Source organism: Idiomarina solivarensis, assembly GCF_033052755.1.
Classification (GTDB): domain Bacteria; phylum Pseudomonadota; class Gammaproteobacteria; order Enterobacterales; family Alteromonadaceae; genus Idiomarina.
The window spans coordinates 1-18,549 of sequence record NZ_JAVFHZ010000002.1 but is presented as its reverse complement, the minus strand read 5'-3'; the positions used below and the strand labels follow the sequence as shown (position 1 = coordinate 18,549).

General features: G+C 46.7%; 18 protein-coding genes and 1 rRNA gene. 7 read left to right on the top strand and 12 right to left on the bottom strand.

Going from position 1 to position 18,549, the window contains the following annotated elements; genetic code table 11:
- Positions 1-17: 17 nt before the first annotated feature.
- Complete coding sequence (gene panB, locus RBK99_RS04120) at positions 18-818, top strand: 3-methyl-2-oxobutanoate hydroxymethyltransferase (RefSeq protein ID WP_317503381.1); 801 nt, start codon at positions 18-20, stop codon at positions 816-818.
- Positions 815-1,660, top strand: a complete 846-nt coding sequence (gene panC / locus RBK99_RS04115; protein ID WP_317503380.1) for a pantoate--beta-alanine ligase — start codon at positions 815-817, stop codon at positions 1,658-1,660. Before panB ends, panC begins: the two co-directional genes overlap by 4 nt.
- Here the strand turns inward: panC and panP are convergent.
- The 6 genes from panP to mpl are packed head-to-tail and all read right to left on the bottom strand — an operon-like array spanning position 1,653 to position 7,672.
- Positions 1,653-3,302 (bottom strand): pyridoxal-dependent aspartate 1-decarboxylase PanP, encoded by a 1,650-nt coding sequence (gene panP / locus RBK99_RS04110; RefSeq protein ID WP_317503379.1) that lies wholly within the window; start codon positions 3,300-3,302, stop codon positions 1,653-1,655. The two genes, panC and panP, sit on opposite strands and share 8 nt — an antisense overlap.
- On the bottom strand, positions 3,303-3,977 hold the full coding sequence (trmB, locus tag RBK99_RS04105; protein WP_317503378.1) for a tRNA (guanine(46)-N(7))-methyltransferase TrmB: 675 nt from the start codon (positions 3,975-3,977) through the stop codon (positions 3,303-3,305).
- Entirely contained in the window at positions 3,977-4,756 is a 780-nt protein-coding gene (locus RBK99_RS04100) for an ABC transporter permease (protein ID WP_317503377.1), read from the bottom strand. Before RBK99_RS04100 ends, trmB begins: the two co-directional genes overlap by 1 nt.
- Positions 4,753-5,682 carry an ABC transporter ATP-binding protein gene (locus RBK99_RS04095; RefSeq protein ID WP_317503376.1) on the bottom strand — a complete coding sequence of 310 codons (930 nt, stop codon included), beginning with the start codon at positions 5,680-5,682 and terminating at the stop codon, positions 4,753-4,755. The genes RBK99_RS04100 and RBK99_RS04095 overlap by 4 nt, the downstream gene beginning before the upstream one ends.
- Before the next feature lie 8 nt (positions 5,683-5,690).
- Positions 5,691-6,311 carry a flavin prenyltransferase UbiX gene (locus tag RBK99_RS04090; RefSeq protein WP_317503375.1) on the bottom strand — a complete coding sequence of 207 codons (621 nt, stop codon included), beginning with the start codon at positions 6,309-6,311 and terminating at the stop codon, positions 5,691-5,693.
- The gene (gene mpl / locus RBK99_RS04085; protein WP_317503374.1) at positions 6,311-7,672 is read right to left on the bottom strand and encodes a UDP-N-acetylmuramate:L-alanyl-gamma-D-glutamyl-meso-diaminopimelate ligase; all 1,362 of its coding nucleotides are present in this window, start codon (positions 7,670-7,672) and stop codon (positions 6,311-6,313) included. The genes RBK99_RS04090 and mpl overlap by 1 nt, the downstream gene beginning before the upstream one ends.
- A gap of 150 nt (positions 7,673-7,822) precedes the next feature.
- Between mpl and RBK99_RS04080 the strand changes: the two genes are divergently transcribed.
- The 5 genes from RBK99_RS04080 to RBK99_RS04060 all read left to right on the top strand — a co-directional run bounded on the left by RBK99_RS04080 (position 7,823) and on the right by RBK99_RS04060 (position 11,846).
- Positions 7,823-8,806: a class 1 fructose-bisphosphatase gene (locus RBK99_RS04080; protein ID WP_317503373.1), complete on the top strand. Its 984-nt coding sequence runs from the start codon at positions 7,823-7,825 to the stop codon at positions 8,804-8,806.
- A 93-nt stretch (positions 8,807-8,899) separates the two neighbouring features.
- Entirely contained in the window at positions 8,900-9,430 is a 531-nt protein-coding gene (gene ppa / locus RBK99_RS04075) for an inorganic diphosphatase (protein ID WP_317503372.1), read from the top strand.
- Between the two features lie 9 nt (positions 9,431-9,439).
- Complete coding sequence (locus RBK99_RS04070; RefSeq protein WP_317503371.1) at positions 9,440-10,153, top strand: ABC transporter ATP-binding protein; 714 nt, start codon at positions 9,440-9,442, stop codon at positions 10,151-10,153.
- Positions 10,150-11,376, top strand: coding sequence for an ABC transporter permease (locus RBK99_RS04065; RefSeq protein ID WP_317503370.1), 1,227 nt, complete (start codon positions 10,150-10,152; stop codon positions 11,374-11,376). Before RBK99_RS04070 ends, RBK99_RS04065 begins: the two co-directional genes overlap by 4 nt.
- Positions 11,373-11,846, top strand: a complete 474-nt coding sequence (locus RBK99_RS04060) for a DUF3299 domain-containing protein (protein WP_317503369.1) — start codon at positions 11,373-11,375, stop codon at positions 11,844-11,846. The genes RBK99_RS04065 and RBK99_RS04060 overlap by 4 nt, the downstream gene beginning before the upstream one ends.
- On the opposite strand, the gene RBK99_RS04055 is transcribed toward RBK99_RS04060, so the two are convergent.
- The 6 genes from RBK99_RS04055 to rrf all read right to left on the bottom strand — a co-directional run.
- Entirely contained in the window at positions 11,843-14,053 is a 2,211-nt protein-coding gene (locus RBK99_RS04055) for a two-component system response regulator (protein ID WP_317503368.1), read from the bottom strand. The genes RBK99_RS04060 and RBK99_RS04055 overlap by 4 nt on opposite strands.
- Before the next feature lie 96 nt (positions 14,054-14,149).
- A complete protein-coding gene (locus RBK99_RS04050; RefSeq protein ID WP_317503367.1) occupies positions 14,150-14,839 on the bottom strand; it encodes a TIGR04219 family outer membrane beta-barrel protein in 690 nt (229 codons plus the stop codon).
- 29 nt (positions 14,840-14,868) lie between these two features.
- Complete coding sequence (locus tag RBK99_RS04045; protein WP_317503366.1) at positions 14,869-15,279, bottom strand: copper chaperone PCu(A)C; 411 nt, start codon at positions 15,277-15,279, stop codon at positions 14,869-14,871.
- 44 nt (positions 15,280-15,323) lie between these two features.
- Positions 15,324-15,641, bottom strand: coding sequence for a hypothetical protein (locus RBK99_RS04040; RefSeq protein WP_317503365.1), 318 nt, complete (start codon positions 15,639-15,641; stop codon positions 15,324-15,326).
- Positions 15,642-15,810: 169 nt separating this feature from the next.
- The gene (locus RBK99_RS04035) at positions 15,811-18,231 is read right to left on the bottom strand and encodes a TonB-dependent receptor plug domain-containing protein (RefSeq protein ID WP_317503364.1); all 2,421 of its coding nucleotides are present in this window, start codon (positions 18,229-18,231) and stop codon (positions 15,811-15,813) included.
- A 210-nt stretch (positions 18,232-18,441) separates the two neighbouring features.
- Positions 18,442-18,549, bottom strand: a 5S ribosomal RNA gene (gene rrf, locus RBK99_RS04030); the annotation flags it as partial.

The window sequence follows — 18,549 nt, the reverse complement described above, 5'->3', positions numbered from 1 at the left end:
ACTGCTGAAGGTGCGTTATGGCAACAACCAAAACCAGCATTGCAACGCTACAGAAAATGAAAAAGGAAGGGACAAAGATAAGTTCCCTTACTGCCTACGACTCAAGCTTTGCGAAACTCATGACCGAACAGGGTGTAAACTTTATTTTAGTCGGTGACTCGTTAGGTAACGTTGTACAAGGCCGGGATTCAACCGTGCCGGTGACTACTGATGACATGGTTTACCACACACAGTGTGTACGCCGTGGCGTGAGCGATGCTTTTGTTATAGCGGACATGCCCTTCATGACCTACAGCACACCAGAGCAAGCTTATGAGGTTGCCGCGAGGCTCATGCAGGCCGGCGCTAATATGGTTAAACTCGAGGGAGGTCAGTGGTTGGTTGAAACCATTGAGGGACTCAAAACCCGTGGCATTCCAGTTTGCGCACACCTTGGTTTGCTGCCTCAATCAGTCAATGTACTGGGCGGTTATAAAGTACAAGGCAAAGAGCAGCAACAAGCCGACGATACGCTGAATCAGGCTCTGGCGCTGGAAAAGGCCGGTGCACAACTCCTGGTATTAGAGTGTGTGCCCGCTTCACTTGGCAAGCGCATTACCGAGCAGGTATCGATTCCGACTATTGGCATTGGAGCCGGTCCGGATACTGACGGTCAAATACTAGTCATGCACGACATGCTCGGCATGAACAGCGACTACTTGCCTAAGTTTGCTAAAAACTTCTTAGGTCAGGGCGGCTCCCTTGCGGATGCCTTCCGAACCTTTGCGGAGCAAGTACGTTCAGGTGAATTTCCAACTTCCGAGCACAGCTACAAATGAGAGTTCTAAAATCACTTGCTGAATTAAGAAAATGGCGCCAGCAACAGTCTGAAGTTGCTTTAGTGCCGACCATGGGCAACCTACACGACGGTCACCTGCATTTAGTCAAAACAGCACTAGAGCGCTGCGATAACGTGGTAGTCAGCATTTTTGTGAACCCTATGCAATTTGGTGCAAATGAAGATCTCGACAGTTATCCTCGAACCTTAGAAGCCGACTGTCAGGCACTTGATGCCCTTGGCGTTTCTGCCGTATTTACGCCGCAGGTCAGCGATGTTTACCCCAGAGGACTCGACAAGCAGACTCGTATAGAGGTTCCAGGTATTAGCGATATTCTCTGTGGTGCCAGTCGTCCAGGACATTTTACCGGTGTAGCCACCATTGTCTGCAAACTCTTTAATATGGTACAGCCGCAGTTAGCAGTCTTCGGTGAAAAGGACTATCAGCAGTTACAGGTTATTCGCTTAATGGCTCAGGACCTAAGCTTACCGGTTGAGGTTTTAGGTACCCCAACCCAGCGGGAAACCAGTGGTCTGGCAATGAGCTCGCGCAACGGGTATTTAACAGAAGAGCAAAAACAAAAAGCTGCAGCGCTTTATAGCACGCTTCAAAAAGTCAGAACGGAGTTAGCCGCAAATACTCACTTCGCAGAACTGGAGCAAGCTGCACTTAAAGACTTAACTGAAGCGGGCTTCACCCCAGATTACTTCAGTATTCGCAATGCAGCAGACTTGCAGGAAGCGACAGCTGAGGACCCTGAATGGGTGATTCTGGCCGCTGCTTTTATGGGAAAAACGCGCTTGATTGATAACCTGCGGGTGACCAATACCAGCGCTACGTAAGCATACCCAGTTCACGCATTTCGTTATGGAGTGCGCCTCTCAAGCTGGTGGCTTTCGCTGCGATTTTTCGCTGCTCGTCTAAAACTTCCTGCAACATCTCATCCGTTGTTAACGGGTTTGCTAAAACGACTCGAAAGACGACCGTCGGTTCGTGATGGTACTGCGCGGGGGTTAGCTTGGTCCGCGATACAAAAGACTGGCCTGTTTCACGCTGACGCTTCTGAATATAACGGACTAATGCGTTTAAGTGCGGTGTTAAGCGGGCAAGCTGTTGGGGCGTTGCCTTTTCCAGCACAGCTTTTACCTTAGCAGGGACAAACCGGTACGTTAAAATGCACAGTTCGGGCTCTGTAATCACCTCAAAGTCATCCTGCTGGGCAATTAGTGTTGAGAAATAACGCGCTTTATCGATACTGTTATTAATCAGTAGCTCGTAACCTCGGCGACCGATAACATGCATGGCAGAAAAGACCATCATCGCCATGCCTGCCCGCGAACCTTCCATTGAATGCGACCCCAAATCTTTCGAGCCCTGACGAATAATATATTCCGCGTGATGCTCTATAGATTTAACCAACGACGGGCTTTTAAACAACACCAGGCCGGCACCCATTGGGACATACATTTGCTTATGGGCATCAATGGTAACACTGTCTGCCCGTTCAATTCCCGCCAGTAGCGGCCGGTGCTGCTCTGAAAGGAGGGTTGCTCCGCCCCACGCGGCGTCAACATGGAAGTGAGCATCCACTTCTTCTGCAACCGTTGCCATGTCGTCCAGCGGATCTATGTGTCCTGTTTCCGTTGTGCCGGCAACACCGACAAGCGCCAGAACCTTGCCACCTTCTTTTGATATTTTCTCACAAGTTTTGCGAAGTTCATCAATGCGAATGCGGTTATCGCTGTCGGTTGCCACCGAGACTAAGTTTTTACGACCAATACCCAGCACATCGGCCGCTTTGCTCAACGAATAGTGACCACGCTCAGACACCACTACGGTTAGCTTAGAGTAACCATAATGCTGCAGCCCTGCCGCTAAGCCATCCGCTGCAATACCAGCAAAATCTCCATCAGCCTGCAGCAAACGGTTACGTGCCACCCAGAGTGCTGTCATATTAGCGATGGTTCCGCCCGAGCAAAAAGCACCCAGTGAATGTTGAGCGCTGTGCATCCAGCGGTTATAGAAAGGAGCATCCTGCTGATAGACTAAGTGGTGCATCATACCGATGACATTACGCTCTAACGGCGTAAAAGCTTTCGAGGTTTCGATTTTCACCAGGTTTTGATTAAGCCCGACCATGAGCTTAGCCAGAGGCAGAAGAAAATACGGCAAAGCAGACGTCATGTGGCCAATAAAGCGTGGCGACGCCGTATGGACTGAGTGCGCAACCAATTTATCCAACAGAAACTCTGTATGGTCAGAAACGAAAGCAGGCTCTTCCGGAATTTGCGACTTATCAAAGTCGCGTTCAATTTCCTGCAGAGGCTTTTCACGGGCAACAATGTGCTCCCCCAAAAAGCCCATCAGGTTTTCCGAAAGATGTTTCTCGATTTTACCCAGCGTCGAATCAGGAGCTTCTGGTATGGTAAAGATGCGATACAGAGACTCTTGGTTAACTTCCGCTATCTCAGTTTTCGGGCTCAATCAGGACTCCTTAGATAAGTTTGCTTGCAGTTGCCATAAGGCCTGACCACTGTTTTTATATTTGCGTTCAAACGGCGTTATCGGATCCGTTTCGTCCGCCAGCAACGAAATATTGGCGTAGTATCCGCTCACCTTAAGTGCCTGAGCCACTTCAAGCAAGTACAAGCTCCAGTTTGAACGCATCTGCAATTCACCGCCCAGCGCAACAACGTCTTTCCATACCGGGCTACCATGCCAACGTCGCGCTAAGTGAGCGGATTTAGGCCATGGGTTAGGGTAAAAGATGCAGTGCTGCTGAGGTTGCCAGCTCGCTCTGTTGGCCAGTCGCCAAAAGTCATTTAAATCGGCCCGCACAACCCAATATCGCTGACCTTTCTCATTGGTCTGATAGTGGCTGTGACGATCCACTCGGTGCGCTGATTTGTCGACGCCAATAACCATCGCCTGGGGGTAAAGTTCAGCCAGTTTCGCCGTACTTTCTCCCACGCCACAGCAGGAGTCCAGAATAATCGGCCCACCCCAGCTTTCAACCTGCGCGTTAATGTCATCAAAGGCCTGTTGATTGTGCGCTTGTATAGGCTTCAAAAAGTCACTGTCTAAATGCCGACGAACGGCCGCTTCGGTATCTTCGTGCGGCCCATTTTGATTCGTCGTAACCGGTCTTGCCTGCTGCATCAGGAGCGAATTCCTATGCCTTTATCAAGGATATAATAGGCCACTGCGAAGAACAGTATGTTGAAGCCAACTAAAACACTTATCGCAAGGCCAATCCCCACATCAGACTGACCCAAAAAGCCATAGCGGAAACCATTAACCATATACAGGACAGGATTTGCCATTGATACTTTCTGCCAGAATTCCGGCAACAGACTCACCGAATAAAACACCCCACCTAAGTAGGTTAATGGCGTTAGAACAAAGGTCGGCACAATAGAAATGTCATCGAAAGTTTTACCATAAACAGCGTTAATTAACCCACCCAGACAGAATAAGGTAGAGGTTAGAATAACGGTTAATATGACATAGCCAATATGAGCAATCTGAATGTCTTCTACAAAGAAGAAAGACACGCAGGTGACAATAACGGCGACAATCAAGGCTCTGGCCATACCTCCGCCGACATAGCCCGCAATAATAACGGCTGTAGGTACCGGCGACACCAGCATTTCTTCTATGTTGCGCTGAAATTTAGCGCTAAAGAAGGACGAAGCTACATTGGAATAGGAGTTGGTAATAACCGACATCATGATCAGACCAGGAACAATAAATTCCATATAGCCAACGCCGCTCATCTCCCCAATTCTCTCGCCAACTATGCTACCGAAAATGACAAAATATAAGGTCATTGTGATAGCAGGCGGCACCAACGTTTGTATCCAGATACGAAGAAAACGCGTGCATTCTTTTATCCAAATGGTTTTTAACGCGATAAAGTTAGCGGCGGAATGACTCATTTCGCTTCCTCCTGCTGACGTCCCCGTTCAACCATAGACACAAATAATTCCTCTAACCGGTTCGCTTTATTGCGCATTGATAAGACTTTAACCTTCTGTGTTGTCAGTTGCTCAAACACCGCGTTTAACCCCGCGTCTTTATCGACTTCAACCTCCAGCGTGTGATCATCTTTCCATTGATGCTTGAAGTTTTTAATATCGGCACCCTTGTGACCTGGCTCTAAATCCAACACAAAAGTTTCGCGACTTAACTGTGCCAACAAGCGCTTCATTGAGGTGTCTTCGATAATCCGGCCACTGTCGATAATACCAATATTGCGACACAGTGTTTCTGCTTCTTCCAAATAGTGAGTCGTCAGAATAATGGTAATTCCCTGCTGGTTTATCTTGGTCAGGTAATCCCACATTGATCGCCGCAGTTCAATATCAACACCTGCGGTCGGCTCATCCAGAATCAATAGTTTTGGTTCATGCAATAAGGCCCGGGCAATCATCAAGCGTCGTTTCATACCACCAGAAAGCGAGCGGGAGGGCTCATTGCGTTTGTCCCACAAGCCAAGTTGCTTTAGGTATTTTTCAGATCTCTCTTTCGCCAATGCTCGTGGGACACCGTAATAACCCGCCTGATTCACAACAATTTGGTGCACGGTTTCAAACTGATTGAAGTTAAACTCCTGCGGTACCAGGCCAATTTGACGCTTCAAGTCGGTTAACTGGGTATCTAAATCGTAACCGAAGACTTTCACTGTGCCCGAGGTCTTATTAACCAACGACGAAATGATACCAATAGTGGTCGACTTGCCGGCGCCGTTAGGACCCAGAAGCGCGTAAAAGTCACCTTCCTCAACCACTAAATTGATGCCCTTTAAAGCTTCAAAACCACCGCCGTATGTCTTACGCAAATTTTCAATTTCTAACGCTTTCATAAATCTCTTTATGACTCCTTTCCATAGCCCCAGCGGCTAACTAAGCGCTGTTCAAGGCCAAGGTGGTCTAACATTCTGGCCACCATAAAATCGATAAGGTCATCAATACTTTCTGGTTGATGATAGAAGCCCGGTGCAGCCGGCATAATCGTTACGCCTTGCTGACTGAGTTGCAGCATATTCTGTAAGTGAATCGTCGACAGCGGGGACTCTCTCGGAACCAAAATTAATTGTCCGCGCTCTTTCAGTACGACGTCGGCCGCCCGCTCGATCAACGTGTTGCTGCTGCCGTTAGCAATTGCGGACAAGGTGCTGGTTGAACAAGGACAGACCACCATTTTTGCAGGTGCAGCTGAACCTGAAGCGACCGGAGAAAACCATTCTTCTTTACCATACACTTTGAGTTGTTCTGCACCTACAGAGAAGTGCTGACACAGCATAGCCGCCGCTTTTTCCGGGGCAACCGGAATTTGCATGTCTTGCTCAGTCGCCAGCACTACTCGGGCGGCACTTGAAATCAACAACAGCACCTGTTGATCTTGATCAAGCAAACATTGTAACAAACGCAATGCATAAGGGGCACCCGAAGCGCCTGTTATCGCAACCGTGATTCTATTGTCTGTTTTCATTACTCGGTTCCTGTGTCGTCCATTTGTCGCAGTGCTTCAAGAAAACGTTGATGCAAACCATCAAAACTACCGTTACTCATAATGAGTACCGAATCTCCTGCATTCACTTCGGTTAACAAGCCCGCCAGTAAGTCGTCGGTCGATTCGAAAACGTGCGCATTCGGCATTTTCTCAGCCAGACGCCATTTTAATCCTTCGGTCTGAAGCACAAAGATATCATCCGCATCTTCCAGCGCCTCAGCCAGGTTATCGCTATGAACGCCCATTTTCATGGTATTTGACCGCGGCTCAAGCACCGCAATAATACGGTTATCAGGCTGGTGCTGTCGTAACCCGGATACGGTTGTTTTTATTGCACTGGGGTGATGAGCGAAATCATCAAAGACTTTCACACCGTGATGCTCGCCCAGTAACTCCATCCGCCGCTTAGGACTCTTAAAACGAGTCAGTGCTTGTGCACTGTGTTCCGCTTTAATTCCAACATGGGCTGCCGCAATAATCGACATTACGGCATTATTGACATTATGCTGCCCCAACACATCCCAGTGGACTGTGGCAACCCACTGCCCCTGGTGATGCACTTCAAACTCGGTACCGTCAGCTTTCAGTAACTTTGCCTGCCATTCACCTTGCTCACCGGCACGCACCAACGAACTCCAGCACCCTTGTTCAAGCACCTCTTCCAGCGCACTGTCACCACTGGGTAAGATCACCTGTCCGGTGTCGGGAACCACACGCAGTAAATGGGCGAATTGTCGCTGAATAGCGGCTAAATCGGGGAAGATGTCAGCATGATCAAATTCAAGGTTGTTCAAAATTAACGTATCAGGTGCGTAATGCACAAATTTCGAGCGTTTATCGAAAAAAGCCGTGTCGTATTCGTCCGCTTCAATCACAAAAAAATTCGAGTCGGTTAGCCGGGCACTGACCGGAAAGTTTCCTGGTACACCACCAATCATGAAGCCAGGATCAAAACCGTTTTCATGCAAAATCCAACTCAGCATACTGGCCGTAGTCGTTTTACCATGCGTACCGGCAACTGCCAGCACCCAACGTTGAGTCAGCACATTGTCGTGCAGCCATTGCGCACCGGAAACATAAGGAATACGTTCGCGTAAAACAGCTTCTACCTCATCGTTCCCACGGCTTAGGGCATTCCCGATGATCACTATATCGGGACGAGGCTTTAGATTGTCATGGGAATACCCCTGCATCAATTCAATACCAAGACTTTCCAGCTGCGTACTCATCGGCGGGTAGACCTTGGCATCAGAGCCGGTTACGCGGTGACCTAACTGCTGAGCGATTGCCGCCACGCCCCCCATGAAAGTACCGCAAATCCCAACGATATGAATGTGCATGCGTTATCCAAACCCGTTTGCTTTTAAAATATCGAAAGTGTACCACCGTAGTCGCCGACAAGCAGGATTTTTACCAAAAAATAAGGTATCATTTGCGCCCTCTGAACAAACATTTGTTAGCACCCAATAACCAGAGCTGCAGGAACCTTCATGAAACGTTTATTACCAACACTGAGAGCGGATCAAACCAGCGAGTCGCTTATCTCTGTTATTAACACCATTCAAATTGCGGCCAAGGAAATCTCTTTTCGCCTGCATCAAGGCGCATTAGCCGGTGTATTAGGCTCAACGCTGGATGAAAATATTCAGGGCGAGACTCAGAAAAAACTCGATGTGGTTGCCAATCAGTTGTTAAAAACGCTGTTGCTTGAGTCACCTAACGTTCATGCCGTAGCCTCTGAAGAGGAAGACTCCATTGTCGAAAGCCCAAATTCAGGACACTACCTGGTTGCTTTCGACCCACTGGATGGCAGCTCTAATATTGATATAAACGGCGGCGTCGGCACCATTTTTTCTATCCTGCGCAAACCCGAAGGAGAAGAAACCAGCGAAGCTATGTTCTTGCAACCCGGTAAAGCGCAGGTCGCAGCGGGCTACGTATTATATGGGCCGGCGACCATGCTGGTGATGACTACGGGCAAATCCGTTCGCACTTATACACTGGATCAAACGGTAGGTGAGTTTTTACTCACTCACGAAAAGGCAGAGATACCCAAAGACACCAAAGAGTTTGCCATTAATATGTCAAACCGCCGTCACTGGGCCGATCCAATTCGCTCTTATATCAGTGATTTACTGGATGGAGAAGAAGGCCCCAGAGGTAAAAACTTTAATATGCGCTGGAATGCGGCCATGGTGTCGGACGTGCATAGAGTTATCTCTCGTGGTGGCTTGTTTACCTATCCATGGGATGCCCGTAACCCGGAAAAGCCTTTTAAACTGCGACTTTTATATGAAGCCGCGCCTATGGCCATGCTCGTTGAAAAAGCGGGTGGCAAAGCGTCTGATGGTTACCGCCGTTTGCTGGAAATTGTACCTGAGCATATTCACCAGCGAGTTTCGGTGGTGATGGGATCGGCGAACGAAGTGGATATGTGCATGGAGTACCATAAACAGCATCCCAGACCCTATTAGACTGAATGACTATTGCGTGATTGGGGCGAGCCGCTATAATCGCGCAGTAACCATGACTTTATTATTCAATTTTTTACTAGAGCAGGAAGTACTATGAGCTTAGGAAACGTCTCCGCGGGCACCAACATGCCTGAAGAAGTAAATGTCATCATCGAAATCCCGGCAAACGCAGATCCGATTAAATACGAAGTGGATAAAGATACCGGAACGCTTTGGGTTGACCGCTTTATGTCGACAGCGATGTTCTATCCGGCTAACTATGGTTTTGTTAATCAGACTCTGTCATTAGATGGCGACCCGGTCGACGTGTTAGTCCCGACTCCGTATCCATTGCAGGCGGGTTCAGTCATTAAATGCCGCCCGGTTGGTGTGTTAAAAATGACCGACGAAGCAGGCGAAGATGCAAAAGTCATCGCGGTTCCAGTCAGTAAGCTGACGAAAGAATACGACCACATTAATGACGTTGATGATCTGCCTGAATTGCTAAAAGCTCAAATTACTCACTTCTTCGAGCGCTACAAAGAGCTGGAAAAAGGTAAGTGGGTTAAAGTTGACGGATGGGGTGATGCCGCCGCTGCAAAAGAAGAAATCGTATCGTCTTTTGAACGTGCTAAAAAATCTTAATTCAACGTTTTGAGTAATACCAGCGCAACAAATGCCGTCAACATTGAAGAGCTGAGCTTTTCATGGGCGGCACAAAAACCTATTTTGTACATTCCTGCCTGGCAGGTGAAACAAGGTGAGACAGTGTTGCTGCGCGGCCCCAGCGGTAGTGGAAAATCCACACTACTCTCGCTGTTAGCCGGAATTAATACGCCTCAAACAGGCCGGCTGGACCTGTTTGAGACGTCTTTCTCCAGTTTGTCCGGTAGACAGCGTGACCGTTACCGTGCCGACAATATTGGTTATATCTTTCAGCAGTTCAATTTACTGCCCTATTTATCCGCTCTGGATAATGCGTTGCTGGCCTGTCAATTCTCGAAAATGCGACAGCAACGGCTAGCAAAGCAAAATATTTCAGCGCAAACCAGCGCCAATCAGATGTTGCTCCGCTTAGGATTGTCCTCAGAACAAATCCAGCAACCCGCTCATACACTCAGCGTTGGCCAGCAACAACGTGTTGCGGCGGCAAGAGCCCTGCTTGGCGCTCCTAAACTACTCATAGCTGACGAACCCACTTCGGCACTCGATGCTGAACACCGAGATACCTTTATTCAATTATTGCTTGAGCTGAGTGCACAGAATGACACCACGGTGATATTTGTGACACATGATGCCGCTTTATCTCCCTATTTTGATAAGCACGTCGAGCTTAACGAGCTCAACCAGGCAGGAGTTCAATCATGATTCGCCTGGCAGTGAAAAGCTTATTAAACCGGCGCGCCAGTGTCCTGTTAACCATTATTGCTATAGCGGTCAGTGTCACTTTACTACTGGCTGTAGAACGCGTTCGCGAGCAAGTTCAGAGTCATTTCGCAAACACTGTATCGGGCACCGATTTAATTATCGGAGCACGGACGGGACAAACCCAACTGTTACTTTCTTCGGTTTTCCACATTGGTAGTATGACCAACAACATGAGTTGGGAAAGCTTTACCGATATTAAAGAACGCCCGGAAGTCAGTTGGGCAATTCCGATATCATTGGGTGATAGTGTTCAGGGGCTGCCCGTTGTCGCCACAACCGGTGATTATTTCGAGCACTTTAAGTACGGTAAGAAGCAGGCTCTGGAATTTTCACAAGGCCAACCTTTCCACTCTGCTGAAGACGTTGTATTAGGCGCTGACGCTGCTGAGAAGCTCTCAAAAACGATTGGCGACGATATCGTGATTGCCCATGGGAGTGGCGGAATTAGTTTTAGCCAGCACGATCAGCATCCACTCACTGTCACTGGCATACTGAAACGAACTGGCACACCGGTTGATCAAGCCGTTTTGGTAACACTTCACAGTCTGGAAATGATTCACAGCGGCGAGCAAGACCACTCAGGTCATGACCATCGCGGCGAAGCGCCGGCTGAAAGCCTCAGCGCAGCCTTGCTCGGATTAAAAGCCAAACCCTTGGCTTTGCGCTTGCAGCGCCAAATTAATACCTATGAAAAAGAGCCTTTAACGGCCCTCTTACCCGGCATGACCTTGCAGCAGCTGTGGAAAACATTAAGAGTCTTCGAACAAGCGCTAACCGCAATATCGGCTATGGTTGTGTTAATTGGCTTACTGGGCATGCTGACGATTATGCTCGCCAGTTTACGGGAACGCCGCCGGGAGATGGCTGTCTTAAGAGCAGTAGGAGCGGGACCGGGGACTATATTTGGTTTATTGCTCAGTGAGGCTCTGCTATTGACAGTCGTCGGAGCTTTTTCCGGCTTACTATTACTTTATGGCCTGCAATGGTCATTAGCTGGTATTATTCAGTCTCAAACCGGCTTAATACTCAGTAGTTCCTGGCCCAGCAGTGCAGAATGGTGGCGTATCGCGCTCGTTATTATTGCCGGTTTCTTGTTAAGTTTAATTCCAGCCTGGCGAGCTTATCGCAATTCTTTAGCAGACGGACTTACGGTGAAAATATGAAGAGGTTATTAACTGTCGTATTACTCATGCTGACGCTGCCTGCGTTCGCAGCTGCAGAAAAAATTGGTTGGAAAGACTTAATTCCTGAGGGCTTTACTCCGCCTCCGGTTAAGCCTCAATCGTACTATGATGCGAATCCTGAAGAAGACCGGCAGTCGAATCTGGACGCCCCTGTCGTTCAGGCGCTGGATGGTAAAAAGGTACGTATTCCCGGCTATGTTGTTCAACTGGAAGGTGATGCGGATAAAGTGACAGAGTTTCTACTAGTTCCCTACTTTGGGGCTTGTATTCACGTGCCGCCACCGCCACCAAACCAGATTATCCATGTTAAATACGAGGAAGGTGTTCCTTACGAAAAGACCTATGATGCGGTTTGGATTGAGGGCACCCTTAAAGTAGAACGAAAAGAAGGCGATCTGGCGGTTACCGGCTATCAAATGAACGCTGATAACGTTGAAGTTTATAACTAAGAGTCGTTCATCTGCTTTTGCAACAAACTAATTAACTGGTTAGCGGGCATAGGCTTAGCAAAGAAGTAGCCTTGCCCCTCAGTACATTCTAAGCCAAGAAAGTAATCAAGCTGTGATTGCTCTTCGATACCTTCTGCTAAAACCTTTAACCCTAAGCGTCCTGCCATGTCGACAATAGTCTCAATGATTATCTGCCCGCTGCTCTGATCCGAATTACTGACAAAGGTTTTATCTATTTTTATTCGGTCCAAGGGCAATTTTTGTAAGTAGCTTAACGATGAAAAACCAACACCAAAATCATCAATAGCGACCTGAATACCTTGCTGTTTCAAACGTCGTAAAATATCAGCAACTAAGTCAGGATCTTCCATGACAATACTTTCTGTAATCTCAAGTTCAATTCTTTTGGGATCGATACCCCATTGATCTATCTGCTTTTCAACCAACTCCGGAAAGTCGCGCTTCCGGAATTGTGGCACTGATACATTGACTGCTACCCGTAATTCCGGCAAGCCGATTTCGTCGAATGCATTGATTTGCCGACAAGCTTCTTCAATAACCCAGGAACCTATTTCCACAATAAGTCCGGAGTACTCTGCTAAAGGAATAAATTCTGCCGGAGAAATGAAAGAGCCGTCGCTCTGAGGCCAACGCAAGAGCGCTTCCGCGCCAATAACTCTTTGAGTCTTAAGGTCAACTTGCGGCTGGTACCAGACCTGCAGTTTCCGGTTCGCAAAGTCAGCACGTAAGCGCCGCACAAGGTGTAACCGGCGTTGGGTGTCCTGCTCCATCGACGGTTGATAATAATTGTAACGATCGAAAGAATTATTTTTGGCATTCTTTAGAGCGATGTAAACTTGCTTTAACAGCCCTTTGCCATTCACCTTCTCAGGGTTACCTGCCGAGGCTAAGCCGCAGGTGACACGCAGCGGAATATAGTGCTCGCCCGCTCGAAAAGGTAAAGCGAATAGCTCGTTGAAAGCCGCAGGTGTAATAATACTTGTGGGACCGAAAATACCGAATACGTCGGCGGCAATACGTGAAACAAACACATGACTACCAAGCTGCTCGGTTAAACGCAATGCAACAGAACGCAGCAGTAAGTTTCCGACATCTTGTCCTAAACCATCATTAACGTCAGAAAAATGATCAATGTCGATGGCCGCTATCATGATCTCTTTGTCGGGTTTCTCCGACAGCATTTGAAGGTTACGCGTGAACTCAGCACGATTAGGAATACCCGTTAAAGGATCAAGGTACGCTGCAGTTTGTAACTCTTCGAATAAATTCGCGTTTTCAAAACCAACCGCGATATTCGCTAAAAACACTTCCAACAATTCTTGATCGTACTCAGCAACAATATTTTTTGTTTCAATATAAGCCGCCGCTTGATGAACCTGTCCGTCAATAAAAAATACCGTAGCATTGTCTGTGTGTATATGCCGACGTTCATTAAGACATCGTCTTACACTTTTTTCTATTTCTTCGGAATTAAGAGTCGACAGGCTTTTATTGATGCTATCGGCAAAATGTCCTGCAGCGCCTAACACCAAAATATCGTTATCTTTATGAGGAGCCCGGGCACCAACAATACCTTCTGCATTCAAGCCAAGCAGTGACGCTATTTGTGTAACGACCCCCTCGGAAAAATTCACAATGGAGTGCTTTTCCATTAAGTTCGAGGCTGAATGAATAATTTTACGTAAACCTCGGCGGTTTTCGTTAATAGTGCAGAGTTGTTGATAGGAGCGAACGGCAGAAAATACCGTCGTTAATAAGCGGCTTCGGGTAAGCTCTGTTTTTGTTTTGTAGTCATTAATATCGTAATTTTTAACGACACTTTCTTCGGGCGCGTATCCTGGCTGTCCGGTTCGTAATACAATTCGAATCTCATCGTTTCCCAATTGCTCCCGGATTGCTTTAGCGACCTCTAACCCAGCGTTATCAGTCTCCATAACAACGTCGAGCAATACCATAGCGAAGTCATCGTGTTCGCTTAAGCGATCCAGAGCCTCATTACCACTGTAAGCATGATGAAACTCAAGCTGACGTCCGCAAATAATTACGTCTGCAAGCGCCATTTTAGTAACTGCATGGATTTCCTGATCGTCATCGACGATCAATATCTTCCAAAAACCTTTACTGTATTCTGCCTGAGTTACTTCATCATCATGAAGAAATAGAGGTTCGTCTTGACTACTGACCATTCGCCTAGGCCATCCATTTATAATAAGTTACAAACATATAACAATCTAGCTTATATAATGAATGACCTGCAAGCTTAGAATAACCTAAATATTCGATTAAAAATGAACTTCTACTCCAACGAAAGGACCTTTGAAGGTTACATCCGAATAAATTTCATCCACATCATCAAGCTCAATAACCGAATGACGATAACCAGCGTTAAGATTAATGTCGACAGCCAGATTTTCAACTAAGCGATATTCCAGACCAATTTGAGCATCCTGAACTTTGCTGTCTTTCACACTTAGAGCGCTGACATCAGCAAAAAACGTCAAATCTGTAGCGGGTATACCGACTCTCGCTGCGGCGTAGGCTGTTGGAACAGTCACAGAAAAGTCCTGGCGACCGATGCTATTACCTAAACCAGTGCGCAATGTTCCATCAAAATCCATGGCATTGACACCAATATCAAAAGAGACTAAATCATTATCGAAAATTTCGTAGTAAAAAATATAATCTCTGTGGCTAAAGTCGTTTTGTCCATATCCGCCATTAACTTCTAACGTATTCTCCCGAACCTTAATATTAGGAATTAATGGAATAGGGTGCTCAACTGCAATGTAATAGCTGCTGTGATTTTCGTCCTCGAAATTCGGATCGATTAAATTAGAGCCAACAGCATATTGCCCTTCATTATTGGCACTCCAAACTTGCCCACCGGCATAAACACCGAAAAGCGTGTCGGCCATGGCACTGGCAGGAGCAACCGCTAACGTTACGGCTAGCACTAAGGTCTTTTTATACATAACTATCCCTATTAGGTTTCGAATGTCTATTACTGAACTGTAAATTGAATTTTCTGCTGTTTACCTGAATCAAAGTGTAGAATCAGAGAGAAGCTTTCGTCGGCTTTAAGAGGTGAATTTAAATCGAACAGCATAAAATGATGGCCGCCTGGCTGAAATTTAATAATCTCGCCGGGGGCAATTACGAGTGGGCTAACCGCTTCCATTTTCATTACATCACCAGACACAACATGACGATGCACTTCGGCAACATCACTTATATCTGAGCTTATACTGGTAATTTTAACGGCGTCACTATTAGGGTTTTCAAGCGTAGCATAAGCCGCACCGTTTTCAGTCCCCGGAATACTAGCACGAGCCCAGCCATCACTAACGTTTAATGACTCTGCCATTGCTGTCGCCGGCAACAAACAAAGCAGAACCAACATCATTTTACGCATCGCCTTAGCTCCTTTATTTAACTAAGGCTCTATATTACACGTGATTAACCAATTCTAGAAACCTTTGGTTTGCGAAAAATAAAGTAAAGAACCAATAGACAAAGGAGCAATGGCCAGAAAAAGCCGATTCCACTCAGTAGCAGAGTAACGAAAGCGGCACCAACACCTAATAGCACACTTCCAAATACGCTGACAACGATAAAGAAAACAAGGCCAACAACAAATAGACTAACCAATAAACTGACTGACAACTCGATAACTGAGCCAACCGCTATTCCCAGAAAAGAGAATATCTCTTCGGCAAAGAATAAGAGACCAACGATAGATAAAACCAGTAACCAACCAAAGTTTCGATTTGACATGATGATAACTCCAATAACGACGTAATAGACACAACTACTATTGGAGTTACAACTACCGTGCCAACTATTTATTCTTTTTATTTCATCAACTTAACTTTTACCGCATCCGTAATAAATAAAAAAACCGCCAAATATTGGCGGTTTTTACTACTATTCATTGTCACGATCCCTAAAATTTATACTCTACTTTTGCGTAAAAGTAGCCGCCGTTAAAGCCGATTGGGGAGTTCGTATTCGGGTATTTAAATATCCGATCAAATGGACTCTCAATTACCTGCTCTTTAGGATACTGGCTGAAAATATTCTGACCACCAACCGTTAAATTAACATTCTCAGAAAATGCGTATTGGACGGATAAATCCGTTATCCAATTAGGCCCATAAGATTCATTAGCTTCTTCGGCAGTCTCACCTTCATCATAGTCACCAATAATATAAGTTCCGAAATAGCTGAATCTCAAGTCGGTTCGCCAATTCCCCAGGCTATGGGTTAAACCAAACGAACCACTATTATCAGGAGTTGAATCTGTCATACGTACTTTTTCATCGTAATCGAATAAAACAGTTTCTAGTCCGTCAAATAAAGGAGGCAGGTTAACTGACTCTATCTCAGTATTATTAAAACTGTATGCAAATTGAGCTTTTAAATCGCCATATTGATTCAGGTTGAATGTCTTACTCGCGACAATATCTAACCCATTGGTTTTGGTATCTACTGCATTAATAAAAAAGCGAGCATTCTCTGCGGAGGCAGAACTCAGTGCATTAGCAACCGCAGGCGAATCTGCCGGACGAACCTGATTAGACAAGATGATCCTGTCATCAATATTAATCTGGAAGTAATCAACGGTAATTGCGAGTCCGTCATAGCCATTCCAGACAATGCCCGCACTTAAGCTTTCAGACTCTTCAGGTTGTAATTCAGGAATGCCTAGTGCTTCGGTAATAGGGCTCAGCGAATTGAATGTTCCGGATTGTTCCAATACCGTTTCGCCGTTAACATCAACCGCTAGAGTTGAAATATTAGTGAAGTAGAGTTGCTGAGCGCTCGGTGCGCGGAAGCCCGTATTGAGCGTGCCGCGAATAGCGATTCTATCGGTAACATCATAGCGGCTAGACAGTTTCCAACTGGTGTTGTTACCGAAGTCTGAATAATTCTCATGGCGAACTGCCGCTCCCCACATGAAGTCTGTGGTCAATTGGTTTTCCGCTTCTATATAAACCCCAGTGTTATCGCGGCTTTGATCAACTTCTGACTCAGGTTTGAAGCCGGTAAAGCCTTGGCTTCCTGCTGGTCTTCCCTGGTAACCACCGTCAAGGTATGACGCTCTCTCTCCAGCTTCTATTTGGTAAGTGTTCTCTCGATAACTCACACCAAAGGCAAGAGATAACTCCGAATTATTCGCAAACGGTATGAACCGTTGTGCATCGAAAGTGATGTTCGCTTCTTTATTGCTTAAGGTTCCGGCATCAAATGAGGTAGGCGTCAACTCAGGACCCATTGAGGCATTCAGTGAATTTTCTACGTTATATTGAAACTCGCTAACGCCGTAGCCGCCGCTTAAGTCCAGTGTCCATTCTTTGATAAACCATTCATAACCAAGGTAGGCGGAGTAGTCCTTAACATCAGGAGCCAGAATAGGCAGAAAACCATCGGGGTAAATCGACGTTAAGTTGCCATCCTGTAATGCCCTGCGGTAAAACGCTCCCGACTCAGACTTACGATCACTCACTCCACCAAACGCGTACAAGTTTCCTTCACCCAGGCTCATATCCAAGTTGGCAAACAACGAAGCATTCTCGTACTCCCCTGAGCCAATATGGAAACTTTGTCTGTTAAAGGTTTCCTCCCTTGGGTCCAGCTCCCCATTTTCTAATAAGGGGTATTGTTGACGAAGATCCAAACCCGCACGATTAGTTCTATTTTTGTGCTGTAGTTCGCCTGATAGCGTTAATGCGCCCTCTTCTCCAATGGAAAAGCCGGTGCTTCCGGAAAGTCTCCATTGTTCTCCATCGCCTTTATGAGTCTGACCCACTTGGAAGCTGGCGTCGCCACCTTCGCTGTTGTCTTTTAAAACAATGTTGATAACACCGGCAATTGCGTCAGAACCGTATAAAGCGGCGGCACCGTCTCTCAGCACTTCTATCCGCTTAATCGCTGACATTGGTATGGCATTTAGATCAACATTCGAACTGCCCCTGCCTGTTGTACCATTGAGGTGAACTAACGCAGAGCTGTGGCGGCGTTTTCCGTTAATCAACACTAAGGTGTGATCAGGTGAAAGACCTCTTAGTGAGGCTGGTCTTACAGCGTCACTGCCGTCAGTAATTGACGAGGAGGGGAAACTGAAACTCGGTACCGCGTACTGAAGTGCTTTAGCCGTTTCCGTAATACCTGTAGCGGCTAAGTCTTCGCCACTTATGATATCAATTGGTGCCGCACCGTCAGTTGCTGTTCGCATAGACAGACGAGAACCCACTACCTGAATAACTTCTTCTACTTCCGCTCCAGAGTTTTGCTGAGCAGAGACGGTGGGCGCGACTAAAAAGGAACTTGCTATAGCAAGAGTAATTGCATTAAAACGTTTCATACTGCTCTCCCTTATAAATATAGTACTAATATAGCAGGAGATTTAAGCTATGGTTCAGTCCAGAAAGTGATGCCATATAAACAAAAGTTATAGTCGCCTGATCTTCACATACGAAAGGAGGGGGAGGGGCATTGAGTCAGCCTGCCGGGAGGTTAACCGACAGACATAAAAAAACCCCGGCGCGTTAGCACCGGGGTCGTTTTATTTGTAGTCTGGCGGTGACCTACTCTCGCATGGGGAGACCCCACACTACCATCGGCGCTGGTGTGTTTCACTTCTGAGTTCGGAATGGATTCAGGTGGTGCCACACCGCTATGG

Excerpts from the sequence above, each read along its gene's own strand:
- panB (WP_317503381.1), top strand. The coding sequence starts at position 18 with ATGGCAACAACCAAAACCAGCATTGCAACGCTACAGAAAATGAAAAAG.
- panC (WP_317503380.1), top strand. The coding sequence starts at position 815 with ATGAGAGTTCTAAAATCACTTGCTGAATTAAGAAAATGGCGCCAGCAA.
- trmB (WP_317503378.1), bottom strand. The coding sequence starts at position 3,977 with ATGCAGCAGGCAAGACCGGTTACGACGAATCAAAATGGGCCGCACGAA.
- RBK99_RS04100 (WP_317503377.1), bottom strand. The coding sequence starts at position 4,756 with ATGAGTCATTCCGCCGCTAACTTTATCGCGTTAAAAACCATTTGGATA.
- RBK99_RS04095 (WP_317503376.1), bottom strand. The coding sequence starts at position 5,682 with ATGAAAGCGTTAGAAATTGAAAATTTGCGTAAGACATACGGCGGTGGT.
- RBK99_RS04090 (WP_317503375.1), bottom strand. The coding sequence starts at position 6,311 with ATGAAAACAGACAATAGAATCACGGTTGCGATAACAGGCGCTTCGGGT.
- mpl (WP_317503374.1), bottom strand. The coding sequence starts at position 7,672 with ATGCACATTCATATCGTTGGGATTTGCGGTACTTTCATGGGGGGCGTG.
- RBK99_RS04080 (WP_317503373.1), top strand. The coding sequence starts at position 7,823 with ATGAAACGTTTATTACCAACACTGAGAGCGGATCAAACCAGCGAGTCG.
- ppa (WP_317503372.1), top strand. The coding sequence starts at position 8,900 with ATGAGCTTAGGAAACGTCTCCGCGGGCACCAACATGCCTGAAGAAGTA.
- RBK99_RS04065 (WP_317503370.1), top strand. The coding sequence starts at position 10,150 with ATGATTCGCCTGGCAGTGAAAAGCTTATTAAACCGGCGCGCCAGTGTC.
- RBK99_RS04060 (WP_317503369.1), top strand. The coding sequence starts at position 11,373 with ATGAAGAGGTTATTAACTGTCGTATTACTCATGCTGACGCTGCCTGCG.
- RBK99_RS04055 (WP_317503368.1), bottom strand. The coding sequence starts at position 14,053 with ATGGTCAGTAGTCAAGACGAACCTCTATTTCTTCATGATGATGAAGTA.
- RBK99_RS04050 (WP_317503367.1), bottom strand. The coding sequence starts at position 14,839 with ATGTATAAAAAGACCTTAGTGCTAGCCGTAACGTTAGCGGTTGCTCCT.
- RBK99_RS04045 (WP_317503366.1), bottom strand. The coding sequence starts at position 15,279 with ATGCGTAAAATGATGTTGGTTCTGCTTTGTTTGTTGCCGGCGACAGCA.
- RBK99_RS04040 (WP_317503365.1), bottom strand. The coding sequence starts at position 15,641 with ATGTCAAATCGAAACTTTGGTTGGTTACTGGTTTTATCTATCGTTGGT.
- RBK99_RS04035 (WP_317503364.1), bottom strand. The coding sequence starts at position 18,231 with ATGAAACGTTTTAATGCAATTACTCTTGCTATAGCAAGTTCCTTTTTA.